Below are 26,803 nucleotides of genomic sequence, written 5' to 3'. Positions count from 1 at the left end.
GGAAGCGTTCATGACCACGCAGCCGACCCTTGCGAAGGAAGGCGGTGCCACCGGAAACCCCGGTGAATCCCAGCCCTCCGACGGACTCAAGGCCGGTCTCAAGAACCGCCACCTCTCGATGATCGCCATCGGTGGTGTCATCGGCGCCGGCCTGTTCGTCGGCTCCGGCTCCGGCATCGCCGCCGCCGGCCCCGCCATCCTTCTCTCGTACGCGCTCGTCGGCACGATGGTCGTGTTCGTGATGCGGATGCTCGGCGAGATGGCGGCCGCCCGGCCGTCGTCCGGCTCCTTCTCCGCCTACGCGGACCAGGCCCTGGGCCGCTGGGCCGGTTTCACCATCGGGTGGCTGTACTGGTTCTTCTGGGTCGTCGTGCTCGCCGTCGAGGCGACCGCCGGCGCGGTGATCCTGGAGTCCTGGATACCGGCCGTGCCGCAGTGGGCCTGGGCGCTCATCGTGATGGTGGTGCTGACCGCGACCAACCTCGCCTCCGTCTCCTCGTACGGAGAGTTCGAGTTCTGGTTCGCCGGGATCAAGGTCGTCGCCATCGCCGCCTTCGTCGTCGTCGGCCTCCTCGCCGTCTTCGGCGTGCTGCCGGGCTCGGACAACCCGGGCGCGGGCTTCGCGCACCTCACCGACGCCGGGGGCTTCCTCCCGATGGGCGCCGGCGCGATCCTCACGGGCGTGCTGATGGTCGTCTTCTCCTTCATGGGCAGCGAGATCGTCACCCTCGCCGCCGGCGAGTCGGAGGACCCGCAGAAGGCCGTCACCAAGGCCACCAACAGCGTGATCTGGCGGATCGGCGTCTTCTACCTCGGCTCGATCTTCGTCGTCCTCACGCTGCTGCCGTGGAACGACAAGTCGATCGTCGAGAAGGGCTCGTACGTCGCCGCGCTCGACTCGATCGGCATCCCGCACGCCGGCCAGGTCATGAACGTCATCGTGCTGACCGCGGTGCTCTCCTGCCTGAACTCGGGCCTCTACACCGCCTCCCGCATGGCCTTCTCGCTCGGCCGGCGCGGTGACGCCCCCAAGGCGTTCGCCCGCACGAACGCGCGCGGTGTGCCGACGGCCGCGATCCTCGGCTCGGTCGTCTTCGGCTTCGTCGCGGTCTTCTTCAACTACAAGTGGCCCGACACCGTCTTCGCCTTCCTGCTCAACTCCTCGGGCGCGGTCGCGCTCTTCGTCTGGCTGGTCATCTGTGTGACCCAGCTGCGGATGCGCGGCATCATCCTCCGCGAGACGCCCGAGAAGCTGATCGTGCGGATGTGGCTCTTCCCCTACCTGACCTGGGCGACCATCGCGATGATCGTCTTCGTCCTCGGCTACATGATCTACGACGGCGGCAGCGCCCGGGAGCAGGTCGTGCTGTCCCTGCTCGTGGCGGCGCTGGTGCTGGTGATCGCCCTGGTCAAGGAGCGGTTCGCGAAGGCCACGCGCGACGAGATCACGCAGTGATCAACCACTGATCGACCAGTGATCCGCGTCTGATCCGTACCTGACGGAACCTGTCGGGTACGGGCGGGAAGCTCTCCGTACACCGACCACCTCGGGAACGGAGAGCTTCTCCGTGTCCGTCTCCATGTCTGTCGCCGCTCAGCACGTCTTCCGCCCCGGCGACTGCGGGTACGGCGAGGAATCGCCAAGCGAGAGGTCGAACTCGTGCCGGTCGCGCGGCTCCACGGCCCTGGGTGACGGGCCGGGTGTGAACTTCCCGTTCGGCGACGGCGGGCGTACGGAAGGGCTGGACACCCCCGAGACACGGAAAGAGGCTCGCCCGGGTCAAGGCGGCTTACGACCCGGCGAACCTCTTTCGCAGGAACTACGACATCGCTGTCGAACGACCCGGCTCAGCCCTTCCGGCCGAGGAGCTTCCACGCGGTCGGCAGCACGCCCATCGCGAGCGCGGCCTTGAGCGCGTCGCCGATCAGGAACGGGGTCAGGCCGGCCGCGACGGCCTGGGGCAGCGACATGCCGGTGGCGAGGGCGAGGTACGGCACGCCCACCGCGTAGATGATCAGGGAGCCGAGCGCCATCGAGCCCGCGGTGCGGAGCAGGGTGCGGTCGGCTCCGCGGCGCGCGAGGGCGCCGACGACGGTGGCGGCGAGCAGCATGCCGAGGATGTAGCCGAAGGAGGGCATCGCGTAGCCCGAGGTGGCCTGGGCGAACCAGGGCACGCCCGCCACGCCGGCGAGGGTGTAGAGGGCGAGGGCGAGGAAGCCGCGGCGGGCGCCGAGCGCCGTGCCGACGAGCAGGGCCGCGAAGGTCTGGCCGGAGACGGGGACCGGGGAGCCGGGGACCGGGACGGCGATCTGCGCGGCGAGACCGGTGAGCGCGGCGCCGCCGACGACGAGCGCGATCTCGCGGGCGCGGCTCGCGGGCACCAGGTCGGCGAGGACCGTTCCCGGGCGGAGGGAACGGACGGGGGCGGCAGCGATGCTCATCGGTACTCCGCGGGGGTGACGGGCGAGGGACAGGTTGACCGTAGTCCAGGAGTGAACGCTCGATCACCATCAGCCGCCCACAAAGCGGGGGTTGAACACTTCGTCGGAATCGGACAAAGAACCGGCGCCAATCCTCTCAGCACGTGACACTCGTCACTGGGCACTGTCGCCAGGAGGTCCCTTTTGCGTCAGGAGGTGGTCACCGGAGAGACTGTGGGGTCTCCATAAATCCCTTTGCGAATCCAGCGAGAGCACGAGCCCTTCCCATGCACGACGCGCCGCCCGCCCCCTCGGCTCCCCTCGCTCCCGAACCGGAGCCGCTCTCCCATGGCCTGAAGCAGCGTCATCTGACGATGCTGGGCCTGGGCGGGGTGATCGGCGCCGGACTCTTCGTCGGCTCGGGCGCGGGCATCGCGGTCGCCGGCCCCGGCATCGTCCTGTCGTACCTGATCGCGGGCACGCTCGCGATGCTGGTCATGCGGATGCTCGGCGAGATGTCGGCGGCGATGCCGGCCTCGGGTGCGTTCTCGGTCCACGCGGAGCGCGCGCTCGGCCGCTGGGCGGGCTTCTCGGTGGGCTGGCTGTACTGGTTCCTGCTGGTCGTCGTTCTCGCGGTGGAGGCGACGGGCGCGGCGCGGATCGCGCACGGCTGGGTCCCGGGGGTGCCGCAGTGGGGATGGGTCCTGATCTTCATGATCGTGTTCACCGCCACCAACCTGGCGGCGGTGAAGAACTTCGGCGAGTTCGAGTTCTGGTTCGCCGCGCTCAAGGTCGGCGCGATCGTGCTGTTCCTGATCCTGGGGACGCTGGCGATCGTGGGCCGGCTCCCCGACACGGACCCGGTGGGGATGACGAACCTGACCGGGCAGGGCGGTTTCCTGCCGGCCGGCTGGGAGGGCGTGATCTCCGGGGTCCTCGCCGTCGTGTTCGCCTTCGGCGGACTGGAGGTCGTGACGATCGCGGCGGCCGAGTCCGACGACCCGGCGCGCAACGTGGCTCGCGCGGTGCGCAGCGCGGTCTGGCGGATCCTCTTCTTCTACGTCGGTTCGATGCTGGTCATCGTGACCCTGCTGCCCTGGACCTCGATGGTGCCGGGTCAGTCCCCGTACGTGGCCGTCCTGGACTCCCTCGGGGTGCCGTCGGCCGGTCAGATCATGAACGTCGTCGTCTTCGTGGCGCTGCTGTCGGCCCTCAACGCGAACCTGTACGGCTCCTCGCGGATGGTCTTCTCGCTCGCCGAGCGCGGGGAGGCGCCGAAGGGACTGCTACGGGTCTCGGCCGGCGGAGTGCCGCGCCGGGCCGTTCTCGCCTCGGTGGCCTTCGGCTTCGTGTCGGTGCTGCTCAATCTGAAGTGGCCGGAGTCGGTCTTCCTCTACATGCTCAACGCGGTCGGCGCCGTCCTGCTCTTCGTCTGGGGACTGATCGCGGTCTCCCAGCTGAAGCTGCGCCGCCGGATCGAGCGGGAGGCGCCCGAGACGCTGACACTCCGGATGTGGGGTTTCCCCTGGCTGACGTGGGCGGCGCTGGCGGCCATGGGAGCGGTGCTGGTCCTCATGCTGACCGACGACGGGGCGCGGCCGCAGGTGTTGTGGTCGAGCGCGGCCACGGGGGCGGTCCTCCTCGTGGCGTGGGTGCGAGAATCGCGTACGAAGCGGAGGTAGTTCTTCACCTTGTGTGAACCTGGTGCCCGTATAGCGGACATCTGTTCCCTGTAAGCGGTGCTCCCGCCCAGACTGTGGCGCGTTCCCCCGTCTGAGCCAATGAACAGGGCGGCCCATGTCCCGGACCACCGCGCCCACGCCCGTCGACCGCAAGGACGACGGGGCGAATCCCTCGCACGGCCTCTCGCACGGCCTCAAGCAGCGCCATCTCTCCATGATCGCCCTCGGTGGCGTCATCGGTGCCGGCCTCTTCGTCGGCTCCGGAGCCGGCATCGCCGCCGCCGGTCCCTCGATCGTCGTCGCGTACGCGATCTCCGGGCTGCTCGTCATGCTGGTGATGCGCATGCTCGGCGAGATGTCGGCGGCGAACCCGGCCTCCGGCTCCTTCTCCGTCCACGCCGAGCGGGCCATCGGCCCGTGGGCCGGCTTCACGGCGGGCTGGTCCTTCTGGTTCCTGCTCTGCGTGGCCGTCGGCCTGGAGGGCATCGGCGCGGCCAAGATCATGACCGGCTGGTTCCCCGGCACCCCGGAGTGGGCCTGGGTGGCCCTGTTCATGGTGGTGTTCTGCGGGACCAACCTGGCCGCGGTGAAGAACTTCGGCGAGTTCGAGTTCTGGTTCGCCGCGCTCAAGGTGGGCGCGATCGTCCTCTTCCTCGGCATCGGCGTGCTCGCCATCGTGGGTGTCCTGCCCGGCACCGACTCCCCCGGCACCGCCAACCTCACCGGTGACGGCGGGTTCTTCCCCAACGGCTCCGAGGGGCTGATCGTGGGGTTGCTCGCCTCCGTCTTCGCGTACGGCGGGCTGGAGACGGTCACGATCGCCGCGGCCGAGTCCGAGCACCCCGTGCAGGGCGTCGCCAAGGCGGTCCGTACGGCGATGTGGCGCATCGCGCTCTTCTACGTCGGCTCGATGGCGGTCATCGTCACGCTCGTCCCGTGGGACGACAAGACGGTCGTCGAGAAGGGCCCGTACGTCGCCACCCTGGACCACCTGGGCATCCCCGCCGCCGGCCAGATCATGAACGTGGTCGTGCTGGTCGCCCTGCTCTCGGCCATGAACGCCAACATCTACGGCGCCTCCCGGATGGCCTGCTCGCTGGTCGCCCGTGACCAGGGCCCGAAGGCGCTGGGCCGGACGTTCGGCGGCGTGCCGCGCCCGGCGGTGCTGGTCTCCTCGGTCTTCGGCTTCGCCTGTGTGCTGCTCAGCTACTGGCGCCCCGAGGACATCTTCATCTGGCTCCTGAACACCATCGGCGCGATCATCCTCGTCGTCTGGTTCTTCATCGCCGTCTCCCAGCTGCTGCTGCGCCGCAGGACGGAGCGCGAGGCGCCGGAGAAGCTGGTCGTGAAGATGTGGGCCTACCCGGTCCTGACCTGGGTGGCGCTGGCCGGGATGACGGCGATCTTCTTCCTGATGGCGCGCGAGGAGGGCACCCGGGTGCAGCTGTACTGGACGGGCGGCCTCACGGTCGTCCTGGCCGTGACCGGCTTCATCCTCCAGAAGGTGCGCGGGCGGACGTCGCAGGACGCCTGACCCCGCTCCCACCCCGCCCCCGCCTCCGCGCGCGAGAACCCCCGGACCTGTCGGTCCGGGGGTTCTCGCGTTCTCCGACGCGAGACCTAGGCCCAAGGGCTGATCAACTTCGAAGCACTACTGCTGTTAGCCTGCACTTGCATATAGGTTGCAATAAGTACCAGCAGCGAGAGGCTCGGCACATGGCGATCTACACCCTTCCGGAACTGCCGTACGACTACGCGGCGCTGGAGCCGGTGATCAATCCGCAGATCATCGAGCTGCACCACGACAAGCACCACGCCGCCTACGTCAAGGGCGCGAACGACACCCTGGAGCAGCTGGAAGAGGCGCGCGACAAGGAGCAGTGGGGCTCGATCAACGGCCTGGAGAAGAACCTGGCCTTCCACCTCTCCGGCCACATCCTGCACTCCATCTACTGGAACAACATGGACAGCCCGAAGGACGGCGGCGGCGGCGAGCCGCTGGCGGCCGACGGCGTCGGTGACCTCGCCGACGCGATCACCGAGTCCTTCGGCTCGTTCGCCAAGTTCAAGGCCCAGCTGACGAAGGCCGCGGCGACCACCCAGGGTTCCGGCTGGGGCGTCCTCGCGTACGAGCCGATCAGCGGCCGGCTGATCGTCGAGCAGGTCTACGACCACCAGGGCAACGTCGGCCAGGGGTCGATCCCCGTCCTGGTCTTCGACGCCTGGGAGCACGCCTTCTACCTGCAGTACAAGAACCAGAAGGTGGACTTCATCGACGCCATGTGGCAGGTCGTCAACTGGCAGGACGTGAACAAGCGCTACCAGGCCGCCAAGGCGTCCGTCCCCCTGATCTCCCTCTGATCCCTTTCCGTCGGTACCCCTCGGTCGTCCTGCTCGTGATCGTCTTCTCAACCTTCACCGGGCGGGCGGAAGAACGAAGAACCCCCGTGATGACGTGAATCACGGGGGTTCTTCCATGGTGCCGGGGCGGGCTACTCGAAGCTCGGCGCCGCCGTCCGCGTGCGCTTGATCTCGTAGAAGCCGGGCGTCGACGCCACCAGCAGCGTGCCGTCCCAGAGCCGGGCCGCCGCCTCGCCGCGCGGGGTCGGGGTGACCACCGGGCCGAAGAAGGCGACGTGGTCCCCGTCCGCGCCCGGGACGGAGATGACCGGCGTGCCGACGTCCTGGCCGACCTTCCCGATGCCCTCCTCGTGAGAGGCGCGCAGCTCGGTGTCGTACGTGTCCTTCTCGGCGTAGTCGGCCAGTTCGGCCGGCAGGCCGACCTCCGCCAGGGCGGCGGAGATCGCCTCGCGCGTCGGGCCCTCGCCGTTGTTGTGGAAGCGGGTGCCGAGCGCGGTGTAGAGCTTGCCGACGACCTCGTCACCGTGCAGCTGCTGGGCCGCGACCACCACACGGACCGGGCCCCAGGCCTTCGTCTCCAGCATCTCGCGGTACTCGGCCGGGACCTCGTCCAGCTTGTCCTCGTTCAGGACCGCCAGGCTCATCACCTTCCAGCGCACGTCGACCGGACGCACCTTCTCCACCTCGACCATCCAGCGGGAGGTCATCCAGGCCCAGGGGCACAGCGGGTCGAACCAGAAGTCGGCGGTGGTCCTGCTCTCGGACATGTCACTCCTCAGGGACGGATCTCTACGCACCGAAGGAACCAACACCACCGGTCGGCGAAGGCATTCCCCGAGTGCCACGTGTCAGGCCCACATGGGAGGATCGGTGCTGTTTCTGACGAGCCACGAAGGAGTGACCGTGCCCGGTGAGAACCTGTCCCGCGACGAGGCCCGCGAGCGGGCCGAGCTGCTGTCCGTCGACGGATACGAGGTGGCCCTCGATCTGCGGTCGGCGGTCGGCGAGTCCGGCGAAGGGGCGCGGACCTTCCGCTCGGTGACGACGATCCGCTTCCGGCGCACCGGGACGGGGTCGGCGACCTTCGTGGACCTCGTGGCCCCCGCCGTGACCTCGGTGGAGCTGAACGGGCGGGCGCTGGACCCGGCCGTCGTCTTCGACGGCTCGCGGATCGCGCTCGACGGTCTCGCCGACGAGAACGTGCTGGTGGTGGACGCGCAGTGCGCCTACAGCCGGACCGGTGAGGGCATGCACCGCTTCGTCGACCCGGAGGACGGCGAGGTCTACCTCTACACGCAGTACGAGCCGGCCGACGCCCGCCGGGTGTACGCGAACTTCGAGCAGCCCGACCTCAAGGCGCCCTACCGCTTCGAGGTGACGGCGCCGGAGGGCTGGACGGTCTGGTCGAACGGCGTGGGCGAGCGGGGCGAGGACGGGGTGTGGCGCTTCGCGGAGACGGCGCCCATCTCCACCTACATCACCTGTGTCGTGGCGGGGCCGTACCACTACGTCACGGACACCTACAAGCGGACCTTCGAGGACGGGACCCAGCTGGAGATCCCGCTCGGCGCGATGTGCCGCAAGGGGCTCGCGAAGCACTTCGACGCGGACGACGTCTTCCTCGTCACGAAGCAGGGCTTCGACTTCTTCCACGACCACTTCGACCACCCGTACCCCTTCGGGAAGTACGACCAGGCCTTCGTCCCCGAGTACAACCTCGGCGCGATGGAGAACCCTGGCATGGTGACCTTCCGCGAGGAGTACATCTACCGGGGCAAGGTCACCCAGGCCGCGTACGAGCGCCGGGCCAACGTCATCCTGCACGAGATGGCGCACATGTGGTTCGGCGACCTGGTCACGATGGTGTGGTGGGACGACCTGTGGCTGAAGGAGTCCTTCGCCGACTTCATGGGCTCGTTCTCGCTCGCGGAGGCGACGCGCTTCACCAACAGCTGGGTGACCTTCGCCAACAACCGCAAGTCGTGGGCCTACCGGGCCGACCAGCTGCCGTCCACGCATCCGATCACGGCCGACATCCGTGACCTGGAGGACGCCAAGCTGAACTTCGACGGCATCACGTACGCCAAGGGCGCCTCGGTGCTGAAGCAGCTGGTGGCGTACGCGGGACGGGACGCGTTCCTGGAGGGCGCGCGCCGCTACTTCAAGCGGCACGCGTACGGCAACACCCGCCTCGGCGATCTGCTGTCCGTCCTGGAGGAGACCTCCGGGCGCGACATGAAGACCTGGTCGCGGTCCTGGCTGCAGACCTCCGGCGTGAACACGCTGACGCCGGTGGTGATGTACGACGCCGAGGGCCGGATCACCGAACTGGCCGTCGTCCAGGACGGCGAGGAGCTGCGCCCGCACCGTGCGGCGGTGGGCCTGTACCGGCTGTCGCCGGCGGGCGAGCTGGTGCGCTACGCGCGCGCCGAGGCCGACATCACGGGCGCGCGGACGGTCGTGTCCGAGCTGACGGGCCAGGAGCGCCCGGCGCTGGTCCTGGTCAACGACGACGACCTGACCTACTGCAAGATCCGCTTCGACGAGGGATCGCTCGCCACGCTGCGGGCGCACCTCGGCGACATCACCGACCCGCTGGCCCGCGCGCTGTGCTGGTCGGCGCTGTGGAACCTCACGCGGGACGGTCTGATGCCGGCCCGGGACTTCGTCGCGGTCGCGCTGGAGTTCGCCGGCCGCGAGACGGAGATCGGTGTGCTGCAGATGGTGCACACCTGGGCGCGGTCGGCGGTCACGCACTACGCGGCGGCCGAGTGGCGCGAGGAGGGCGGCCGGCTGCTCGCCGAGGGCGGGCTGCGCGAGCTGCGCCTCGCCGAGCCGGGCAGCGAGCACCAGCTGACCTGGGCGCGCTTCGTCGCCGCCACGGCCTCCTCCGACGCCGACTTCCAGCTTCTGGAGGGGCTGCTGGCGGGCACGGCCTCGATCGACGGTCTCGATGTCGACCAGGAGCTGCGCTGGTCGTTCCTGGAGCCGCTGGCCGCGCACGGCCGCGCGGACGAGGCCCGGATCGACGAGGAGCTGGCCCGCGACGACACGGCGACCGGCAAGCGCCACCAGGTCCGCTGCCTGGCGGCCCGGCCCTCGGCCGCCGTCAAGGCGCAGGCGTGGGCCCAGGTCGTGGAGTCGGACGCGCTCTCGAACGCGCTGGTGGAGGCGGTGATCGCAGGCTTCGCCCAGCCCTCACAGCGCGAGCTGACCGCGCCGTACACGGAGAAGTACTTCGCGGCGATCGAGCGGGTCTGGGCCGAGCGCTCGATCCAGATCGGGATGGACGTCGTACGCGGGCTGTTCCCGGGGCTGCAGGACGGCGAGCGGACCCTGGCGGCGACGGACGCGTGGCTCTCGGCACACGAGGACGCGGCGCCGGCGCTGCGCCGTCTCGTGCTGGAGTCGCGGGACGACCTGGCGAGGGCTCTGCGCGCGCAGGCGTGCGACCGCCTCGCGGGGTAGCGAACCATCCGTCGCTCTGTCGGCCCCGGTGGTGAGGAGTCTCGCCACCGGGGCCGACCGCGTGTGCGGGGGGACTCGACGGCTGGACGAGGGGCATGATCGGCACTCGAACGCGCGTACTTTAGGACGAGCTTGTCCCTAAATGTCGACGGTCTTGTAACAGCGGTTAGCGGAGGCCCGGGCGGCGGAAGACCCCCGGCATGAACCACAACACCCCCATCTCCCCCCGCCCCCTCCCCCGTTCCGCCGAAGACCGGCTGCACGAGGTGCTCCACCACGTCCGGCGCCGGGGCGCCGTCCCCGCCCTGGGGTCCGAGGCGATGATCACCGGTCTCGCCGCGCTCGCCCTGCACCGCTTCTCCTCGGCTCCCCCGCTGCTCTCCCTGGACCGGATCGACGTACTGGTGCCCCGCACCCGCCGGTTGCGCTCCACCGGCGGGGTCCGGGTGGTGCGCGCCCAGGACCTGCCCGAGCCGCTGGAGATCGCCGGCGTGCCGGTCGCCCCGGTCACGCGGGCGCTCGCCGACGCACTCTCCGGCCTGGACGACGCGGAGGTGGTACGCCGCCTGCTCACCGAGGCCGTCCGCGCGGGCCACTGTGAACCCAGCACCGTGGTACGGGAGTTGAACCGGGCACGGCTCCTGAACCAGCCCCACGTGGTGGACGCGGTCGACGCGCTGCTCGCCGAGGGGCGGTCGATCGCCGAGGAGCGGCTCTACGAGATGGTGCGGGAGTTCGCGCTCCCGGACCCTATGTGGAACGTGGACCTGCGGCTGCCGGGCGGTCCGCACCTCGGCGGACTGGACGCCTACTGGCCGGACCAGGCGGTGGCGGTGGAGCTGGACACCCGGGCGCCGAGGCAGGACGACGACGCGCTGTGGTCGGAGTACACCCGTAAGCGTGAGCACCTGGAGCGGCTCGGCATCACGGTCGTCCACATCACCCCGCGCAAGCTGCGCGAGGCGATGGAGCAGCAGGCCACCGTGGTCCGCACGGCGCTGATGGCCGCGACGGACCGGCAGCCGGCCGCCTATGTCGTCGTCCTGCCCCGGTAGTGGCTACGGCAGCGGCGCCGACAGCGGCTGCTTCGCCGGCTTCGGTGCCGTGCCGCAGAACTCGGCCTCCAGGACAGCCTGGCTGTCACCTGTCCAGTCGGAGTTGAAGTTCATGGCGAGCGAGTGCTCGCCGTTCCGAGTGGCGACGGCTTCCGAGGCGGAGCCGTGGATGCCGCCGCCGTGGCCCCAGACCTCCTTGCCGCAGCTCAGCTTCTGCCGCATCAGCCCGAGGCCGTAACCCACGCCCGGCAGCTCGGGGCCGGCGGCCACGGTGTCCGTCATCTCCCGCAGCTCGGCCTTGGGGAGCAGCCTGCCCTTGAGCAGCGCGCGATAGAAGGTCTGCAGGTCGTTGGAGTCGGAGATCATCTCGCCCGCCGCGTACGCGAGACTCGGGTTCAGCTCGCTGACGTCGTGGATCGTCGTCGCGTTCGGGTCGATCGAGAGCTTCGAGTAGGCGGGTGAACTGGGCTTGGGCATCGTCACGGTGGTACCGGGCACGGTCGTGGCGCGCAGCTTGAGCGGCTTGATGATCCGGCGCTGGACCTCCTTGCCGTACGGCCGGCCGGTCGCCTTCTCGATCACCATGCCCGCCAGGACGTAATTGGTGTTGGAGTAGTTCCAGGAGGTACCGGGCGCGAAGTCCGGCTTGTGGGTCATCGCGATCGCGACAAGCTGCTGCGGGGTCCAGGTGTCGTAGCGGCGCTCCAGGAACTCCGGACCGAAGACCTTCTCCTGGAATCCCGGGTCCGAGGTGACGCTGTAGACACCGCTCGTGTGATTGAGGAGCTGACGGACGGTGATCTCGCGGCCGTCGTGGCCGTTGCCGCGGACCACGCCCGGCAGCCACTTCTCGACGGAGTCGTCGAGGTCGAGGCGGCCCTCGGCCTGAAGCTGGAGGAGGACGGTGGCGACGAAGGTCTTGGTGATGGAGCCGACCCGGTAGCGGTCCTGGCCCCCTCGCTCACCGGCCGTCCCGGTCCAGCCTGACCGGCCGGAGCGGGCCTGGGCGACGGCCCCGGGCACGCCGCCCGCCACCGCGGCGTCGAGGGCCTGCTGGGTGGCGCGGTGGTCGGACTTGGCGGGCGCCGCGAGGGCCGGGCTCGCGAAGGCCGTGGCGGCCAGACCGGCCACGACGGTGGCGGCGAGAACGGTACGGGCGGTACGGGCAGAGCGTATGGCTGACATGTGCGGGCTCCCCTGGTGTGCGTACTGCGGTCACGGGTGGGGACCCTGGGGCCGGCGGGAGGGTTGAGGGCCGGGCCGGCGGTTGAGCGGTTTTCAGCCGTTCGTCGGATCGGCGAGGCGGGAGCGTCCGACCGGGGGCCGTTCACGCCACAGGTCGAGGCCGATGTCGACGAGTGCGACGCGCTCCAGGCCGGGGACGGAGGCGAGCGGATGCCAGGTGGCGAGGTCGGTGGAGCCGCCGATCTCGTTGCGCAGGGAGCCTCCGGTGATCCGGGCCTCGAAGATGATCCGCAGGCCCTGGAAGTCGCCGGGTCCCGCCAGCCGGCGCAGCCAGCCCCGGCGGATGGAGTCGATGCCGAGCAGCGCCGTGGGCTCGCAGGCGTACCCGGTCTCCTCCTCGACCTCCCGGACGACGGTGTCGACCGGCTCCTCGCCGTGGTCCATGCCGCCGCCGGGCAGGGTCCACCGTTTGGCTCCGGAGCTGTCGACCCAGCGGGCGAGCAGTATCTCTTCGTCCCGTACACACACGGCGTAGGCCGCCACCCTCAACTCCTGCTTCATGCAACGAGGTTAGCGGCGAGGTCAGAGCCAGTACGCGGGATACGTCCGACCGGTGGCCCGGGCGCCCGCGAGGCCGGCGGCGACGAGCAGGACCGAGGCGAGGGCGAGCAACGCCAGGAAGGACCAGAACGGCGGATTCTGGAGGGTGACGATCACGGCGGTCGCGGCGGCGGGCGAGTGCGGGGCACGCGCGAGCATCATCACCCCGAGCGCGAGACCGCCGGCGAGGGCGGCGGCCCAGAGGCCGGGCCCCGTGAACAGCAGCACGGCGAAACCGGTGAGCGCGGAGAGCAGTTGGCCGCCGACCACGGAGCGGGGCTGGGAGAGCGGCAGGCCGGGCGCCCCGGCGACGAGCGCCATGCTGGCCGCGAGGGGCGGGATGAGCAGGGGCTGGTGGACCACGGTGCCGACGGCGACGAGGGTGAGGAGCGCGGCGACGCTGACGGCGGTGGCCAGGGCGACGGCACGGGGGTGGGGGCGGGCGGGGGCGGTCGTCATACGGCGTCCTGGGAGAGGGGTGGATCGGCAGGGGAGTACGCCGGGCCCGACCAGCGCAGGGGGCCGGCGTGGGGCGTCTCGACGGTCCGCTCGATACGGAAGCGGGTGGTGCGGTCGCTCCCGTCGGGGCCGTACACGGTGTGGGCGCGGCCGCTGAGCTGGAGCGTCGTACCGGTGCCCCAGTCCAGGAAGAGGAGGCCGGCGCGGCCGTCGGACTCCAGGTTGCCGAGGGTCAGGAACATCGCGTTGCCGGGGTAGTCCCGCCAGCTCAGCTGCGTCGGCGAGTCGACCCGGACGAAGCCGGGGTTGCCGCCCCGGTGGCTCGCGTCCGCGCCGTCGGGGGCGACGGTGGCGACGAAGAACGTGTCGGCGGCGCGGACGAAGCGCTCCTGGTCGGGGGTGAGCGCCGTGCCGTGGTGCGGGGCACCGGGCGGGGTGGCCGTGTCGGGCGCGTGAAGCTCGCGCTTCCGCAGGTACTTCGGGCAGTTGGAGAAGACCTGCTCCGCCTCGATGGTGAAGCCACGGGCGCTGGGGCGGGCGATGCCGTTGAGTCGCATGCGGCGGCGGGTGCGGGGGTCGAGGGCGATCGTTCCGACGGGAGTGCCCGCGGTGCCGGCTGCGGGAGCGGGGAGGGGCGCCGCCACGGAGATCGTGTGCGGGCCGGTCACCCGGACGAAGCCGGGCGCGCCGGTCAGGAGGGTGCTCCAGACGTGGCCGTCGGCGTCGGCCGCCCCGAGCACCAGCATGGGCTGGAGTCCGAGGAAGGCGGCGGCGACGGGGCGGATGCCGGGGGTGATGGAGGGGGCGATGCGGGCGGCGAGGTGGCGGACGCCGGCTCTTTCCTGGACGGTGAGGGAGCCGGGGTTGTACGGGTCCATCTTGAGCGTCCTTCCGGGTGGGGTCCTGGGGTCGGGGGCGCGGGCGGCGCGTTCGGGGGTGTGCCCACCGTTGCGCCCCCCGGGGGCTTCGCCCTCGGGGCAACCCCCGTGCGGAACGATTGCCCCCGACGTGGCGGGCTCCTCCAGGTCGTGTCCTGCGCCCTCTGCCCGCGGGGCAGGGCCCGCGGCGTCCGGTGCGTGCGATCACGAGGCGGAGGGCCGCGCCCGTACCGGGCGTACTCGGGTGATCCCGACAACGCGGCGAGCGTGCGTGCCAGGCGTCGCGGACCAGACGGGACTTTACGAACCCGGCCTAGAAGAAGCCGCAGGTGGGGGCCGACCCCAAGGGCGCCTCGGCGGCATCCGCGCCCTCGGGGGCGTAGATCTCCAGGCGGGTGCCGTCAGGGTCGTGGAAGAAGATGCCGGCGGAGGCGGAGCCCTCGCGGTGGGCGACCACGCCCTCGTAGGCGAAGGAGACGTCCCGGGCCTTGAGAGCGACCTCGGCGGCCCTGACCCGCTCGATCGACTCGGCCTCGAAGGCCAGGTGGTGGAGGCCGGCGCGCCCCGCGTCGTATCCGCCCTCCGCCTGCTGCCAGAGGGTGAGGAGGAGCCGCCCGCCCTGGCCCAGGAAGGCGTAGCGCCTGCCCTCCTCCTTGCCCTCGCCGATCAGGCCGAAGCCGAGAACGTCGCCGTAGAAGGCGAGCGAGCGCTCCAGATCCGTGACGTTGAGTCCGATGTGGCCGGTTCGCAGCGTGCCGATCGCCGACATGGCGGTTCCCCTCTCGCGGCGGTCCACCCCGAGCGGGGCTAACCTCTTAATCGGACTTTAGAGGTTAGAGATCGCCAGCGTCAACCCGCCACGTACTCTTGAGTGGTTAGACCACGGCAAAGGGGCCCCCGCGATGACCGTCACCGACCCGCGTCCGCTCACCGGCGAGCCCGTCTCCCTGGACCTGCTCAACACCCGGTGGATGAAGGACGGCGTCCGTCAGGACCTGCTCACCGGGACCGAGGGCCTGGGTGTCTGGCTCGCCGCCAACCGGCTCGAGGACCGTTTCGTCGCGGACGCGACCACTCTGCGCCACACCCTCGCCGCCCGGGGCGCGCTGCTCGCGCTCGCCGACCGCCCTGGCGATCCCGACGCCGTCGCCCGCGTCGACGCCGTCCTCGGCCACGGCCGCATCCGGGCCACCCTCACCGTCGAGGGCCCCGGCGAGGAGCCGGAGTTCGAAGATCTCGCCTGGGGACCCGCCTGGACCGCCGCCCGCGACTACCTCACCCTTCTGCGGGCCGCCCCCGACCGGATCCGGGCCTGCGCCCACGACGCGTGCATCCTGCACTTCTTCGACACCTCGCGGAACGGCACGCGACGGTGGTGTTCGATGACGACCTGCGGCAACCGGGCCAAGGCCTCGCGGCACTACGCCCGTACAAAGGACAACTAACCAGCGGCGGAAGGGAGTCGACTCGCCCCGGTCCGCCCCGTTACGTTCCCGATGGCGCATCGCGCGCGGTGGCGGATGTATGCCACGGCCGTAACCCGTCCCCTGGCAACTCTCCACAAACCCCTGTCTCTTGCGAAAGGCTGAGCGGTCATCCGGTACCGAAATCCGGACCCTCTCTTTTCACAAACAGGGATGTAAATGACCACCCCCGAATCTCAGAGCTCCATACCCGGACGCTCGACCCCCGGGCACAGACGCGCGGCACGTATCGCCGCCGCCGCCGGGCTTGTGACCGCGCTCATCGCGGCCGGTGCTGCTCCGGTCCTGGCCGCCGACGATCCGGCGACCACCACTCCCCCGGTGAAGTCCGCCGACCCCGCCGACAAGCTCGGCGCGACCGACGCCCAGCGTCTGTCCGAGGCCGAGGCCACCGGCGAGAAGAACGTCACCATCCTCGTCGCCACCGCCCCCGGCTCCACCGAGCAGGTCGCCGGCCAGCTCGACGCCGTCCAGGGCGCCTCGGTCGGCAAGCGGGACGACAAGCTCGGCTACGTCCGCGCCACGATCCCGACCGGCAAGGCGGACGCCGCCATCAAGGCGGCGACCAAGCTCTCCTCCGTCCAGTCGATCGACCTCCAGGCCGAGATCAAGCTGGACGACCCGACCCCGGACGCGGGCGCCGCCGGCGCCGTCGAGGGCACGACCGTCACCACGACGTACCCGGCCCCCGGCAAGAACACCCCGGCGAAGAACCCGTACAACCCGTCGCACGAGACGGGCGCGGTCGAGTTCGTCCAGGACCACCCCAAGGCCGACGGCCGCGGCGTGACCATCGGCGTCCTCGACTCCGGTGTCGACCTCGGCCACCCGGCCCTGCAGAAGACCACCACCGGCGAGCGCAAGATCGTCGACTGGGTCACCGCCACCGACCCGCTGACCGAGGGCGACGCCACCTGGCGTGCCCAGAACGCCCCGGTCAACGGCCCGGTCTTCACCGCCTCGTCGCAGTCCTGGAAGGCGCCCGCGGGCTCCTACCAGTTCAGCCGCTTCACCGAGTCGATCACCGCGGGCGGTGACCCGGCCGGTGACATCAACCGCGACGGCGACACCACCGACGTCTTCGGGATGCTGTACGACCCGGCCGCCGGCACCGTCCGCGTGGACACCGACCAGAACAACGACTTCACGGACAACACGCCGATGAAGCCGTACAAGGACGGGTACCAGATCGGCTGGTTCGGTACCGACAACCCGGCCACCGAGGTCGTCGAGAAGACCCCGTTCGTCGTCGAGATCCGCAAGGACGTCGCGATGGACCCGCTCGGCGGCAGCTGGGTGGGCCAGAAGCGCGACTTCGTCAACGTCGGCATCGTCGAGTCCTCGCACGGCACGCACGTCGCCGGCATCACCGCCGCCCACAGCCTCTTCGGCGGCAAGATGAACGGCGCCGCCCCCGGCGCGAAGATCGTCTCCTCGCGCGCCTGCACCTGGACCGGCGGCTGCACCAACACCGCCCTGACCGAGGGCATGACGGACCTCGTCGTCAACCGCGGCGTCGACATCGTCAACATGTCGATCGGCGGCCTGCCCGCGCAGAACGACGGCGACAACGTGCGCGCCCGCCTCTACACCCGCCTGATCGACCAGTACGGCGTCCAGCTGGTCATCTCGGCCGGCAACTCCGGACCGGGCATCAACACGATCGGCGACCCCGGCCTGGCCGACAAGGTCGTCTCGGTCGGCGCGGCCATCTCCAAGTCGACCTGGGCCGCCAACTACGGCTCGGCCGTCGAGAAGCGGTACGCCATGTTCCCCTTCTCCTCGCGCGGCCCGCGTGAGGACGGCGGCTTCACCCCGACCATCACCGGTCCGGGCTCGGCCGTGAACACCATCCCGACCTGGCAGGCGGGCTCGGGCGTGCCCGAGGCCGGCTACGCGCTGCCGGCCGGTTACGGCATGCTCAACGGCACGTCGATGTCCTCCCCGCAGGTCGCGGGCGCGAGCGCGCTGCTGCTCTCCGCCGCGAAGCAGAAGGGCGTGGAGCTCTCCCCGCTCACCCTGCGCACCGCGCTCACCTCGACCGCGAACCGGATCTCCGGTGTCGCGGCGCACGAGCAGGGCTCCGGTCTGATCGACATCAACGACGCCTGGGACTCGATCAAGGACGGCGCCACGGCGCACGACTACAAGGTCGAGGCCCCGGTCGACACCGCGATCTTCCCGGCCCCGCACACCGGCACCGGTGTGTACGACCGTGAGGGCGGCCTCAAGGTCGGCCAGAAGAAGGTCTACGACGTCACCGTCACACGCACGAGCGGTCCGAACCGGACCATCGAGCACGAGCTGGACCTGAAGTACAACGACGGCACCTTCCGGATCCTCGGCGACGACGAGATCGACCTGCCGCTGAACAAGCCGGTCACCGTGAAGATCCAGGCCCGGCCCACCTCGGCCGGTGTGCACAGCGTCATCCTGGAGGCCGACGACGAGCGCACCGAGGGCGTCGACAAGCAGATCCTGTCGACCGTCGTCGTCGCGAACGACCTGGTCGCGCCCGGCTACGGCCTCTCGGCCGCCGGCTCGGTGCAGCGCAACAGCCACAAGTCGTACTTCGTCACCGTGCCGGAGGGCGCCAAGACCCTCGAGGTCGCCCTCGGCGGGCTGAAGGAGAAGAGCCAGACCCGGTTCATCTCCATCCACCCGTACGGCGTGGCCGTCGAGCCCACCGCGTCCAACGTGTGCTACCCGCACTACAACCCGGGCAACGGCTGCCGTGCGGACCTGCGTTCGTACGCCAACCCGACGCCGGGCGTCTGGGAGATCGAGGTCGAGGCGCGCCGCACCTCGCCCGACCTGGACAACCCGTACAAGCTGGACGTCTCGGTGCTCGGCGCCGACTTCGACCCGGCCGTGCAGACCGTCGCCGAGGCGAAGGTCGGCACCCCGGCCGCCGTCGAGTGGACCGTCACCAACAAGTTCGCCGGCATCGACGGCAGGCTGAAGGGTGGCTCGCTCGGCTCGGCCAAGGTCGAGACGCCGACCATCCAGCACCACGAGCAGCAGACGAAGACCGTCACCATCGGTGAGGGTGTGGAGCGGCTGGACGTGGCCATCGGCAACACCTCCGACAAGGCCGCCGACCTCGACCTGACCGTTCTCCTGAACGGCAAGCAGGTCGGCCAGGCGGCGGACGGCGACTCGGAGGAGGCCGTCTCGCTCGTCAAGCCGGCCGCCGGCACCTACACGATCGTGATCGACGGCTACTCGGTGCAGGCCGCGGGCGGCACGACCTACGACTACAAGGACGTGTACTTCTCGTCCGCGCTCGGCAGCGTGCAGGTCGACGCCGCGAAGACGGTGCCGCTGGCCAACGGCGCGTCCGCGAAGGTCGGCGCCGAGGTCCTGGTCGCCGGTGCCGCGCCGGAGGGCCGGCAGTTCTTCGGCGAGGTCCAGCTGCTGAACGCGCGCGGCACGGTCGCGGGCTCGGGCAGTGTCGTGATCGGCAAGGTCACACCGTAAGCACGGTGAAACCCCGCTGAGCGGGTAGGAGGGCGGGCGCCGGAACCGGCGCCCGCCCTTCGTGTGTCGTGACACACGTCCGGCAACCGTCCGCCATACGTCCCGTCCCTTGGACAATGGATTGGACAAGGCGCCCCGTGACATACGCATCATGGTCTGGCAGCACCCTGCACATACGTACGGAGGAGTCCCCGTGAAGGTCGGAATCGTCGGAGCCACCGGTCAGGTCGGCACAGTCATGCGCAGCATTCTGGCCGAGCGCGATTTCCCGGTCGACGAGCTGCGGCTCTTCGCCTCCGCCCGTTCCGCCGGCACGGTCGTCGACGGGATCACGGTCGAGGACGCCTCCACCGCCGACTACACCGGCCTGGACATCGTGCTCTTCTCGGCCGGTGGCGCCACCTCCAAGGCGCTCGCCGAGAAGGTCGCCTCCCAGGGTGCCGTCGTGATCGACAACTCCTCCGCGTGGCGCCGCGACCCCGACGTGCCGCTGGTGGTCTCCGAGGTCAACCCGCACGCGGTCAAGGACCGTCCCAAGGGGATCATCGCCAACCCGAACTGCACCACGATGGCCGCGATGCCGGTCCTCAAGCCGCTCCACCAGGAGGCCGGTCTGACCGCGCTCGTCGCCACCACCTACCAGGCCGTGTCCGGCTCCGGCGTGTCGGGCGTCGCCGAGCTGCGCACCCAGGCGTGCGCCGTGGCCGAGAAGGCGGACCAGCTGGCGTTCGACGGCGAGGCCGTCGAGTTCCCCGAGCCGGCCGTGTACAAGCGTCCGATCGCCTTCAACGTCGTCCCGCTGGCCGGCTCGATCGTCGACGACGGCTCCTTCGAGACCGACGAGGAGCAGAAGCTCCGCAACGAGTCCCGCAAGATCCTGGAGATCCCCGAGCTCAAGGTCTCCGGCACCTGCGTGCGCGTCCCGGTCTTCTCCGGCCACTCGCTCCAGGTGAACGCCCGCTTCGACCGTCCGATCAGCGTGGAGCGCGCCTACGAGCTGCTGAAGGACGCCGAGGGCGTCGAGCTCTCCGAGATCCCGACGCCGCTCCAGGCGGCCGGCAAGGACGCGTCGTACGTGGGCCGCATCCGCGTCGACGAGACGGTGGAGAACGGTCTCGCGCTGTTCCTCTCCAACGACAACCTGCGCAAGGGCGCGGCGCTGAACGCGGTGCAGATCGCCGAGCTGGTGGCGGCGGAACTCAAGGGCTGACGCCGGAGCACGCGCCGTTCGCGTCCGAGGGGCGGTCACCGGGAGGTGGCCGCCCCTCGGCGTGTGCGGCAGTGGCACAGTGCTGTCCATGACCCAGATACCGAAGGGCGCCCATCTGCCGGTGCCCGCCCAGGCCCTTCAGGTCGCCGTCGCCTGGCGGACCGGTCCCGGCGTGCCCGACGTGGACGTCTCCGCCCTGCTCCTCGACGCGCGGGGCCGGGTGCGCGGGGACGCGGACCTCGTCTTCTACAACCATCAGGAGCATCCTTCGGGGGCTTTACGGCACCTGGGCAGATCGGCGCCCGGGGCCCCGGGCGACCAGGCCGCGGACTGGCTGTGGATGGACCTCGCCCGGCTCGAGCCCGGCGTCGAGCGGGTCGTGGTCGCCGCCTCCGCGGACGGCGTGCCCTTCGGCCGGATACCGGCGCTGGACATCCGGGTCATGGACCTGACCGGCGCCCCGGTGGCGTACTTCCCGATCGAGGACACGACGACGGAGACGGCGTTCGTCTTCGGGGAGTTCTACCGGAGGGACGGCGGCTGGCGGTTCCGGGCGGTGGGGCAGGGGTACGCCTCCGGCCTGTCGGGGCTGGCGACGGACTTCGGCATCGAGGTCGAGGCCCCGCCCGCCCCGATCCCGGGTCCGGGTTACGTCCCGCCCGCGCCGCCCGCGTACGCCCCACCCGCGTATGCCGCACCCGCGTATGCCCCGCCGTCCCCCGCGCCCCGGGCCGCGACCCCCACGTACACCGCCGTCGACCCCATCTCCACCACCTTCCGGCCCTCCGTCCATCAGGGCCGTGGCAAGGAGACCGTGCACTGCGACCCGGCCATCCCGCCGGGCTGGGCCCTCCTGGAGATCGAGTCGTACCACTCGATCTCGACCACCATCGAGTCCTGCGACGCCTACGGCCGCGCCGAGGACTACCTGCTGATGGCGTACGAGGACGACGTCCGGGCCCGTACCGTCGCCCTCGTGCCCCGGGGCAGGCCGCTGACGCTGCGGGTCGAGGCGGACACCCCCTGGACGCTGCGGGTCCTGCCGCTGACCCACGCGCGCCGTTTCGACAGCCACATCGAGGGCGTGGCGCACGATCTCGTCGTCTACGACGGGCCGCCCGGGATCCTCGACTTCTCCCACCACGGCGAGTCCAACTTCACCGTCCACCAGCACACCCCGCCCGCCGAGCCGGCTTACGACGACGAGGACCAGGACCTGCTGGTCAACGAGATCGGCGAGGTGCGGGTGAGCGCTCCCGTGTCCGGGCCGGGACTGCTGCGGATCAGTGGCGACGGGCCGTGGAAATGCGTCGTGCGCCGCTGAGCCGCGCCGTGGAAGGATGAGCCAAACGTCACGAAACCGAGGAGTTGACCGGGTGCCTGGCACAAACCTGACCCGTGAAGAGGCGCGGCAGCGGGCGAAGCTGCTGACCGTGGACGCGTACGAGGTCGAACTGGACCTCTCCGGTGCGCAGGAGGGCGGCACCTACCGGTCCGTCACCACCGTCCGCTTCGATTCCGCCGAGGCCGGTGCGGAGACCTTCATCGATCTCGTCGCCCCCGCCGTGCACGAGGTCGTGCTCAACGGGCACGCGCTGGACGTGGCCGCCGTCTTCCGGGACTCACGGATCGCGCTCAAGCATCTGCAGCAGGGCCCGAACGAGCTGAGGGTCGTCGCCGACTGCGCGTACACCAACACCGGTGAGGGCCTGCACCGGTTCGTCGACCCGGTCGACGACCAGGCGTACCTGTACACGCAGTTCGAGGTGCCGGACGCCCGCCGCGTCTTCGCCTCCTTCGAGCAGCCGGACCTGAAGGCGACCTTCCAGTTCACCGTGAAGGCGCCGAGCGGCTGGACGGTGATCTCCAACTCGCCGACGCCGGAGCCCAAGGACGACGTGTGGGTCTTCGAGCCGACCCCGCGCATCTCGACGTACATCACCGCGCTGATCGTGGGCCCGTACCACTCGGTGCACTCCTCCTACGAGAGGGACGGGCAGTCCGTCCCGCTCGGCATCTACTGCCGTCCCTCGCTGGCCGAGTTCCTCGACGCGGACCACATCTTCGACGTCACGCGCCAGGGCTTCGACTGGTTCCAGGAGAAGTTCGCGTACGACTACCCCTTCGCCAAGTACGACCAGCTGTTCGTGCCGGAGTTCAACGCCGGCGCGATGGAGAACGCGGGCGCGGTCACCATCCGCGACCAGTACGTCTTCCGCTCGAAGGTGACGGACGCGGCGTACGAGCGCCGGGCCGAGACGATCCTGCACGAGCTGGCGCACATGTGGTTCGGCGACCTGGTCACCATGGAGTGGTGGAACGACCTGTGGCTGAACGAGTCGTTCGCGACGTTCACCTCGGTCGCCTGCCAGGCCTCCGTGGAGGGCACCCGCTGGCCGCACGCCTGGACCACCTTCGCCAACGCGGAGAAGACCTGGGCCTACCGTCAGGACCAGCTGCCGTCCACGCACCCGATCATGGCCGAGATCAACGATCTCGAGGACGTGCTGGTCAACTTCGACGGCATCACCTACGCCAAGGGCGCCAGTGTCCTGAAGCAGCTGGTCGCGTACGTCGGTCAGGAGCAGTTCTTCAAGGGCGTGCAGGCGTACTTCAAGGCGCACGCCTTCGGCAACACCCGCCTGTCGGACCTGCTCGGCGCGCTGGAGAAGACCTCCGGCCGTGACCTGAAGGCCTGGTCGAAGGCGTGGCTGGAGACGGCCGGCATCAACCTCCTGCGCCCGGAGATCGAGACGGACGACTCCGGCGCGATCACGTCGTTCGCCGTCAAGCAGGAGGCGCCCGCGCTGCCCGCCGGTGCCAAGGGCGAGTCGATCCTGCGTCCGCACCGGATCGCTGTCGGCTTCTACGACCTGGACGAGGCCGGCAAGCTGGTCCGTACGGAGCGGGTCGAGCTGGACGTCACCGCCACCGGACTGACCTCGGTACCGCAGCTGGTGGGCAAGGCCCGCCCGGCGGTCGTGCTGCTCAACGACGACGACCTGTCGTACGCCAAGGTCCGTCTGGACGAGGTGTCGCTGAAGAACGTCACCGAGCACCTCGGTGACTTCACCGAGTCGCTGCCGCGCGCGCTGTGCTGGTCCGCCGCCTGGGACATGACCCGCGACGGCGAGCTGGCCACCCGGGACTACCTGGAGCTGGTGCTCTCCGGCATCGGCAAGGAGTCCGACATCGGCGTGGTGCAGTCGCTGCAGGGCCAGGTGAAGGCCGCGCTCGACCTGTACGCGGCGCCGGGCTGGCGGGAGACGGGCCTGACCCGATGGACGGACGCGACGCTGGCGCACCTGCGGGCGGCCGAGCCGGGCAGCGACCACCAGCTGGCGTGGGCGCGGGCGTTCGCCGCGACCGCGCGGACGCCGCAGCAGCTGGACCTGCTGGCGGCGCTCCTGGAGGGCCGCGAGTCGATCGAGGGCCTGGCCGTCGACACCGAGCTGCGCTGGGCGTTCGTGCAGCGCCTCGCGGCGACCGGTGTCTACGACGAGCCGGAGATCGCGGGCGAGCTGGAGCGGGACCGTACGGCGGCGGGCGAGCGTCATGCCGCCACGGCGCGGGCCGCGCGTCCGACGGAGGCCGCGAAGGCGGAGGCGTGGGCGTCGGTCGTGGAGTCCGACAAGCTGACGAACGCCGTGCAGGCGGCGGTGATCGGCGGCTTCGTCCAGACCGATCAGCGTGAGCTGCTGGCTCCGTACACGGAGAAGTACTTCGCGTCGATCAAGGGCATCGCGGAGACCCGCAGCCACGAGATCCTCCAGCAGATCGTGGTCGGGCTCTACCCGACGATCCAGGTCTCGCAGGAGACCCTGGACGCCACGGACGCCTGGATCGCTCAGCACGACCCGGCGCCGGCGCTGCGGCGGATGGTGACCGAGTGCCGCGCGGGCGTGGAGCGCGCCCGGAAGGCCCGGGCGGCGGACGCGGCCGTCTGACCGGCACACGCATCGGCGTTTGAACGCCTGAACGACGAAGGGGCACCCTCCCCCGTGGGAGTGCCCCTTCGTCGTGCTCGAGGTCCGCCCGGCGGACGGTCGTCGGTGCGCGACCGCTCCGCCGGGCGGAAGCTGTGCGTCGGGCGGGTCAGCCGCCGAGCGCCTGGTAGCGGGCGCGCAGGTCGGCAGCGCCCTGCTCCGTCAGCGTGCCGTGCAGCCGCATCCGGGCGACGCCGCCGTCGGGGAAGGCGTCGAGGCGGACATGGGTGACGACGGCCTGGGCGGGGAGCTTGAAGCGGTGCAGGGTGTCGGGCTGGAGCCTGGTCCGCGGGATGATCTCGAACCATTCGCCCGCCTCGCCGTTGCGGCCCTGGAGGGCGATCCAGCCGGCCGAGTTGCCCTTGAGGTAGGCGGTGTCGATCTCGACGGCGCGTACGGCGCCCTGGGCGGCGAGCCGGAAGCGGACCCAGTCGTTGGTGCCGCGGACCCGTCGGCGGCGGTTCTCCCAGCCGTCGTCCATCTTGCGGGAGGTGCCGGGCAGGATGATCTGGGTCGGCGAGGAGTAGAACTTGTCCGACGCGTCCTCGTACACCCCTCCGTTGAGTACGGAGATCAGGTCGAGGGTGCCGAGCAGCTCCAGCCACTCGGGGTCGGGCACGACCTCGCCGTGGACGCGGAGGCGGGCGATCCCGCCGTCGGGGTGCTGGCAGAGCCGGATGTGGGTCCAGCGGCGCTCGGAGGTTGTCCCGAAGCCGTTGGCGGCATGGCCGCGGACGGGCGTGGGCGGGACGAGCTCCTCCCACTTCACGTCGTCGGCGAGCAGCTGCTCGGGGCTGGGCGATCCCTCGAAGGCGGCGGCCTGGACGGAGACCCGCTGCGGGTAGTTGCCGCGGAAGTGGGCGGTGTCCACGACGATCCCGCGGATGACGCCGGGGGCGCCGAGGCGGACGATCGCCCAGTCGTGGTCCTCGGCGGCGGGGAAGACGTTCTCGGCGTCGGCGCCGCGGCGACGGCGGGTCTCCCAGCCGTCCATGATCTTGCCCTTGTGACCGAAGTGCTCCGGGTCGAAGACGGCACGCTCGCGGACGAGGAGGTTCTCGCGCTCGGCGAAGAACTCGTCGTTGGCGGCGACGACGCCGGCGCCGAGGCGGCGGTCGGCGAGGTCGACCAGCTCGGTGAAGGGGAAGTCACCGGTGCGGTAGTCGGCGTACGGGTCGCCACCGCCGTACGGGGCGGCGTCGTTGGCGTGCGGGTCCTGGTTCTCCTGGAAGCTGCTCATGCCCCGACCTTGCCCGCTGCCAGCCCTGCGGTCCATCGAATGTTTTCGATGTATCCCTTCAGTTCTACTGAATGGTCTAGTGCGCTACCGAACGGTCTCACGCCCTGCGGCGGCCTGACGGAGCGCCCCGAGCACGCGGGCCACGGCGGGCCCCTCCTCCGCGCCGCGCCGGACCGCCGCGACGACGTGGCGGCGGGGCTGGTCGGCGGAGAGGACCCGCATGACGACGCCCGTGCGGCGTTCGGCTGAGGCCATCCTGGGCACCAGGGCGACGCCCATCCCGGCCTCGACCATGGCGAGGATCGCGGTCCAGCCGGAGGCGCTGTGGGCCTGCTCGGGCACGAAGCCGGCGGCCTCGCAGGCGGCGGTGGTGATCTCGGACCAGGGGCCGGAGCCGCCGAAGATCCAGGGCTCGGCGGAGAGGTCGGCGAGCCGCAGTCCGGGCGCTTCGGCGAGCGGGTGCCCGGTGGGCAGGGCCACGTCGAGCGGGTCGGCGAGCAGGGGGACGCGGCTGAACTTGGGGTCGCGTACGGAAGGGGCGTGGGCGGCGAGCGAGAGCGCCAGGTCGACCTCGCCGGCGGCGAGCAGTTCGTACGCCTTGGCGGCCTCGGCCTCGCGGACGCGGACGTCGAGCCCGGGGTGGGCGGTGCGCAGCTGATGCACGGCGGGGACGACGAGGGCGGGTACGGCGGTCGAGAAGGCCGCCACGCGCACCTGGCCCGCCTCGCCCCGGAGGTATCCGTCGAGTTCGGCGTCGGCGCGTTCCAACTGGGCGAACACCACCTCGGCGTGGCGCAGCACGAGGTGTGCGGCGTCGGTGAGCCGGACCCTGCGGCCCTGCGCCTCCAGGAGCTGGACGCCGAGCTGTTTGGCGAGGTTGGTGAGCTGCTGGGAGACGGCCGAGGGGGTCATGAGCAGGGCCTCCGCGGTCGCGGTGACGGTGCCGCGGTCACGGAGGGTGCGGAGGATCTGGAGCTTCTTGATGTCCCACTCGGTCATGGGGCGCAACCTACCGGGGCGGTCACCTGCCGCGCGCCGAGGCGAGGGCCACCCCGCCGAGGACGAGGACCATGCAGGCGCCGCCGAGGAGTCCGGGCCGCCCGCCGAGGAGGGCGAAGGAGAGCAGGGCGACGCAGGCCGGCTGGAGGTGGTGGACGGCTCCGGCGCGGGCGGCGCCGATCAGGGTGATGGCCTAGTGACCTGAGTCGGAGATTCGTCGTTGGTTCGGTATGAGTCGTCCGGGTCCGAAGATTCCGCCGTTGTCGGTGACCGGTGCCCAGCGGGCTGTGCTTGA

At 70.8% G+C, this 26,803-nt stretch carries 21 protein-coding genes; 12 read left to right on the top strand and 9 right to left on the bottom strand.

Annotation, left to right across the window (positions count from 1 at the left end):
- Positions 1-10: 10 nt before the first annotated feature.
- Entirely contained in the window at positions 11-1,456 is a 1,446-nt protein-coding gene (locus tag IE136_RS29865) for an amino acid permease (RefSeq protein WP_158987301.1), read from the top strand.
- Positions 1,457-1,848: 392 nt separating this feature from the next.
- Here the strand turns inward: IE136_RS29865 and IE136_RS29855 are convergent, their stop codons facing one another.
- A complete protein-coding gene (locus tag IE136_RS29855; RefSeq protein WP_189601873.1) occupies positions 1,849-2,442 on the bottom strand; it encodes a biotin transporter BioY in 594 nt (197 codons plus the stop codon).
- 266 nt (positions 2,443-2,708) lie between these two features.
- Here IE136_RS29855 and IE136_RS29850 point away from each other — a divergent pair, with 266 nt between their 5' ends.
- The 3 genes from IE136_RS29850 to IE136_RS29840 all read left to right on the top strand — a co-directional run bounded on the left by IE136_RS29850 (position 2,709) and on the right by IE136_RS29840 (position 6,464).
- Positions 2,709-4,103: an amino acid permease gene (locus IE136_RS29850; protein ID WP_189601872.1), complete on the top strand. Its 1,395-nt coding sequence runs from the start codon at positions 2,709-2,711 to the stop codon at positions 4,101-4,103.
- A 115-nt stretch (positions 4,104-4,218) separates the two neighbouring features.
- Positions 4,219-5,637, top strand: coding sequence for an amino acid permease (locus tag IE136_RS29845; RefSeq protein WP_158987305.1), 1,419 nt, complete (start codon positions 4,219-4,221; stop codon positions 5,635-5,637).
- Positions 5,638-5,819: 182 nt separating this feature from the next.
- The gene (locus tag IE136_RS29840; protein WP_158987307.1) at positions 5,820-6,464 is read left to right on the top strand and encodes a superoxide dismutase; all 645 of its coding nucleotides are present in this window, start codon (positions 5,820-5,822) and stop codon (positions 6,462-6,464) included.
- Positions 6,465-6,595: 131 nt separating this feature from the next.
- Here IE136_RS29840 and IE136_RS29835 read toward each other — a convergent pair whose 3' ends face one another.
- Positions 6,596-7,231, bottom strand: coding sequence for a mycothiol-dependent nitroreductase Rv2466c family protein (locus IE136_RS29835; RefSeq protein ID WP_158987309.1), 636 nt, complete (start codon positions 7,229-7,231; stop codon positions 6,596-6,598).
- A gap of 136 nt (positions 7,232-7,367) precedes the next feature.
- Between IE136_RS29835 and pepN (IE136_RS29830) the strand changes: the two genes are divergently transcribed.
- Together pepN (IE136_RS29830) and IE136_RS29825 are read left to right on the top strand one after the other, a co-directional pair.
- Complete coding sequence (gene pepN, locus IE136_RS29830) at positions 7,368-9,932, top strand: aminopeptidase N (RefSeq protein WP_158987311.1); 2,565 nt, start codon at positions 7,368-7,370, stop codon at positions 9,930-9,932.
- Between the two features lie 200 nt (positions 9,933-10,132).
- Entirely contained in the window at positions 10,133-10,987 is an 855-nt protein-coding gene (locus IE136_RS29825) for a hypothetical protein (RefSeq protein ID WP_189601871.1), read from the top strand.
- A 3-nt stretch (positions 10,988-10,990) separates the two neighbouring features.
- Here IE136_RS29825 and IE136_RS29820 read toward each other — a convergent pair whose 3' ends face one another.
- The 5 genes from IE136_RS29820 to IE136_RS29800 all read right to left on the bottom strand — a co-directional run bounded on the left by IE136_RS29820 (position 10,991) and on the right by IE136_RS29800 (position 14,878).
- Positions 10,991-12,172: a serine hydrolase domain-containing protein gene (locus IE136_RS29820; protein ID WP_158987315.1), complete on the bottom strand. Its 1,182-nt coding sequence runs from the start codon at positions 12,170-12,172 to the stop codon at positions 10,991-10,993.
- Positions 12,173-12,265: 93 nt separating this feature from the next.
- Positions 12,266-12,733 carry an NUDIX hydrolase gene (locus IE136_RS29815; protein WP_158987317.1) on the bottom strand — a complete coding sequence of 156 codons (468 nt, stop codon included), beginning with the start codon at positions 12,731-12,733 and terminating at the stop codon, positions 12,266-12,268.
- 21 nt (positions 12,734-12,754) lie between these two features.
- Positions 12,755-13,231, bottom strand: a complete 477-nt coding sequence (locus tag IE136_RS29810) for an HPP family protein (protein ID WP_158987319.1) — start codon at positions 13,229-13,231, stop codon at positions 12,755-12,757.
- Positions 13,228-14,109, bottom strand: a complete 882-nt coding sequence (locus IE136_RS29805) for a pyridoxamine 5'-phosphate oxidase family protein (RefSeq protein WP_189601870.1) — start codon at positions 14,107-14,109, stop codon at positions 13,228-13,230. The genes IE136_RS29810 and IE136_RS29805 overlap by 4 nt, the downstream gene beginning before the upstream one ends.
- A gap of 313 nt (positions 14,110-14,422) precedes the next feature.
- Positions 14,423-14,878 (bottom strand): VOC family protein, encoded by a 456-nt coding sequence (locus tag IE136_RS29800; protein WP_158987322.1) that lies wholly within the window; start codon positions 14,876-14,878, stop codon positions 14,423-14,425.
- 133 nt (positions 14,879-15,011) lie between these two features.
- Here IE136_RS29800 and IE136_RS29795 point away from each other — a divergent pair, with 133 nt between their 5' ends.
- From IE136_RS29795 to pepN (IE136_RS29775), 5 genes are all read left to right on the top strand, one after another.
- Positions 15,012-15,554, top strand: coding sequence for a CGNR zinc finger domain-containing protein (locus IE136_RS29795; RefSeq protein WP_189601869.1), 543 nt, complete (start codon positions 15,012-15,014; stop codon positions 15,552-15,554).
- Between the two features lie 198 nt (positions 15,555-15,752).
- Positions 15,753-19,073: a S8 family serine peptidase gene (locus IE136_RS29790; RefSeq protein ID WP_158987326.1), complete on the top strand. Its 3,321-nt coding sequence runs from the start codon at positions 15,753-15,755 to the stop codon at positions 19,071-19,073.
- Positions 19,074-19,266: 193 nt separating this feature from the next.
- Positions 19,267-20,283, top strand: a complete 1,017-nt coding sequence (locus IE136_RS29785; protein ID WP_189601868.1) for an aspartate-semialdehyde dehydrogenase — start codon at positions 19,267-19,269, stop codon at positions 20,281-20,283.
- A gap of 88 nt (positions 20,284-20,371) precedes the next feature.
- Positions 20,372-21,607, top strand: a complete 1,236-nt coding sequence (locus IE136_RS29780) for a TerD family protein (RefSeq protein ID WP_158987330.1) — start codon at positions 20,372-20,374, stop codon at positions 21,605-21,607.
- Positions 21,608-21,659: 52 nt separating this feature from the next.
- Positions 21,660-24,230, top strand: a complete 2,571-nt coding sequence (gene pepN / locus IE136_RS29775) for an aminopeptidase N (RefSeq protein ID WP_189601867.1) — start codon at positions 21,660-21,662, stop codon at positions 24,228-24,230.
- A 148-nt stretch (positions 24,231-24,378) separates the two neighbouring features.
- On the opposite strand, the gene alc is transcribed toward pepN (IE136_RS29775), so the two are convergent.
- Entirely contained in the window at positions 24,379-25,509 is a 1,131-nt protein-coding gene (gene alc, locus IE136_RS29770; protein WP_158987334.1) for an allantoicase, read from the bottom strand.
- A gap of 84 nt (positions 25,510-25,593) precedes the next feature.
- Positions 25,594-26,508 carry a LysR family transcriptional regulator gene (locus IE136_RS29765; RefSeq protein ID WP_189601866.1) on the bottom strand — a complete coding sequence of 305 codons (915 nt, stop codon included), beginning with the start codon at positions 26,506-26,508 and terminating at the stop codon, positions 25,594-25,596.
- Here IE136_RS29765 and IE136_RS36990 point away from each other — a divergent pair.
- Positions 26,507-26,713, top strand: coding sequence for a hypothetical protein (locus tag IE136_RS36990; RefSeq protein ID WP_189601865.1), 207 nt, complete (start codon positions 26,507-26,509; stop codon positions 26,711-26,713). The genes IE136_RS29765 and IE136_RS36990 overlap by 2 nt on opposite strands.
- The last annotated feature ends 90 nt before the right edge of the window (positions 26,714-26,803 follow it).

This window comes from Streptomyces lateritius (assembly GCF_014649715.1).
Taxonomy (GTDB): Bacteria; Actinomycetota; Actinomycetes; order Streptomycetales; family Streptomycetaceae; genus Streptomyces; species Streptomyces lateritius.
Note: the sequence above shows the minus strand (reverse complement) of the source record. Positions and strands in the feature narration are given on the sequence as shown.

Bases quoted from the DNA above. Each gene is read 5' to 3' on its own strand.
- IE136_RS29810 (WP_158987319.1), bottom strand. From the start codon at position 13,231: ATGACGACCGCCCCCGCCCGCCCCCACCCCCGTGCCGTCGCCCTGGCC.
- IE136_RS29865 (WP_158987301.1), top strand. From the start codon at position 11: ATGACCACGCAGCCGACCCTTGCGAAGGAAGGCGGTGCCACCGGAAAC.
- IE136_RS29780 (WP_158987330.1), top strand. From the start codon at position 20,372: ATGACCCAGATACCGAAGGGCGCCCATCTGCCGGTGCCCGCCCAGGCC.
- IE136_RS29825 (WP_189601871.1), top strand. From the start codon at position 10,133: ATGAACCACAACACCCCCATCTCCCCCCGCCCCCTCCCCCGTTCCGCC.
- IE136_RS29835 (WP_158987309.1), bottom strand. From the start codon at position 7,231: ATGTCCGAGAGCAGGACCACCGCCGACTTCTGGTTCGACCCGCTGTGC.
- IE136_RS29815 (WP_158987317.1), bottom strand. From the start codon at position 12,733: ATGAAGCAGGAGTTGAGGGTGGCGGCCTACGCCGTGTGTGTACGGGAC.
- IE136_RS29840 (WP_158987307.1), top strand. From the start codon at position 5,820: ATGGCGATCTACACCCTTCCGGAACTGCCGTACGACTACGCGGCGCTG.
- IE136_RS29820 (WP_158987315.1), bottom strand. From the start codon at position 12,172: ATGTCAGCCATACGCTCTGCCCGTACCGCCCGTACCGTTCTCGCCGCC.
- IE136_RS29790 (WP_158987326.1), top strand. From the start codon at position 15,753: ATGACCACCCCCGAATCTCAGAGCTCCATACCCGGACGCTCGACCCCC.
- IE136_RS29855 (WP_189601873.1), bottom strand. From the start codon at position 2,442: ATGAGCATCGCTGCCGCCCCCGTCCGTTCCCTCCGCCCGGGAACGGTC.
- IE136_RS29795 (WP_189601869.1), top strand. From the start codon at position 15,012: ATGACCGTCACCGACCCGCGTCCGCTCACCGGCGAGCCCGTCTCCCTG.
- IE136_RS29765 (WP_189601866.1), bottom strand. From the start codon at position 26,508: ATGACCGAGTGGGACATCAAGAAGCTCCAGATCCTCCGCACCCTCCGT.
- IE136_RS29850 (WP_189601872.1), top strand. From the start codon at position 2,709: ATGCACGACGCGCCGCCCGCCCCCTCGGCTCCCCTCGCTCCCGAACCG.
- IE136_RS36990 (WP_189601865.1), top strand. From the start codon at position 26,507: ATGGGGCGCAACCTACCGGGGCGGTCACCTGCCGCGCGCCGAGGCGAG.
- IE136_RS29845 (WP_158987305.1), top strand. From the start codon at position 4,219: ATGTCCCGGACCACCGCGCCCACGCCCGTCGACCGCAAGGACGACGGG.
- IE136_RS29805 (WP_189601870.1), bottom strand. From the start codon at position 14,109: ATGGACCCGTACAACCCCGGCTCCCTCACCGTCCAGGAAAGAGCCGGC.
- alc (WP_158987334.1), bottom strand. From the start codon at position 25,509: ATGAGCAGCTTCCAGGAGAACCAGGACCCGCACGCCAACGACGCCGCC.
- IE136_RS29800 (WP_158987322.1), bottom strand. From the start codon at position 14,878: ATGTCGGCGATCGGCACGCTGCGAACCGGCCACATCGGACTCAACGTC.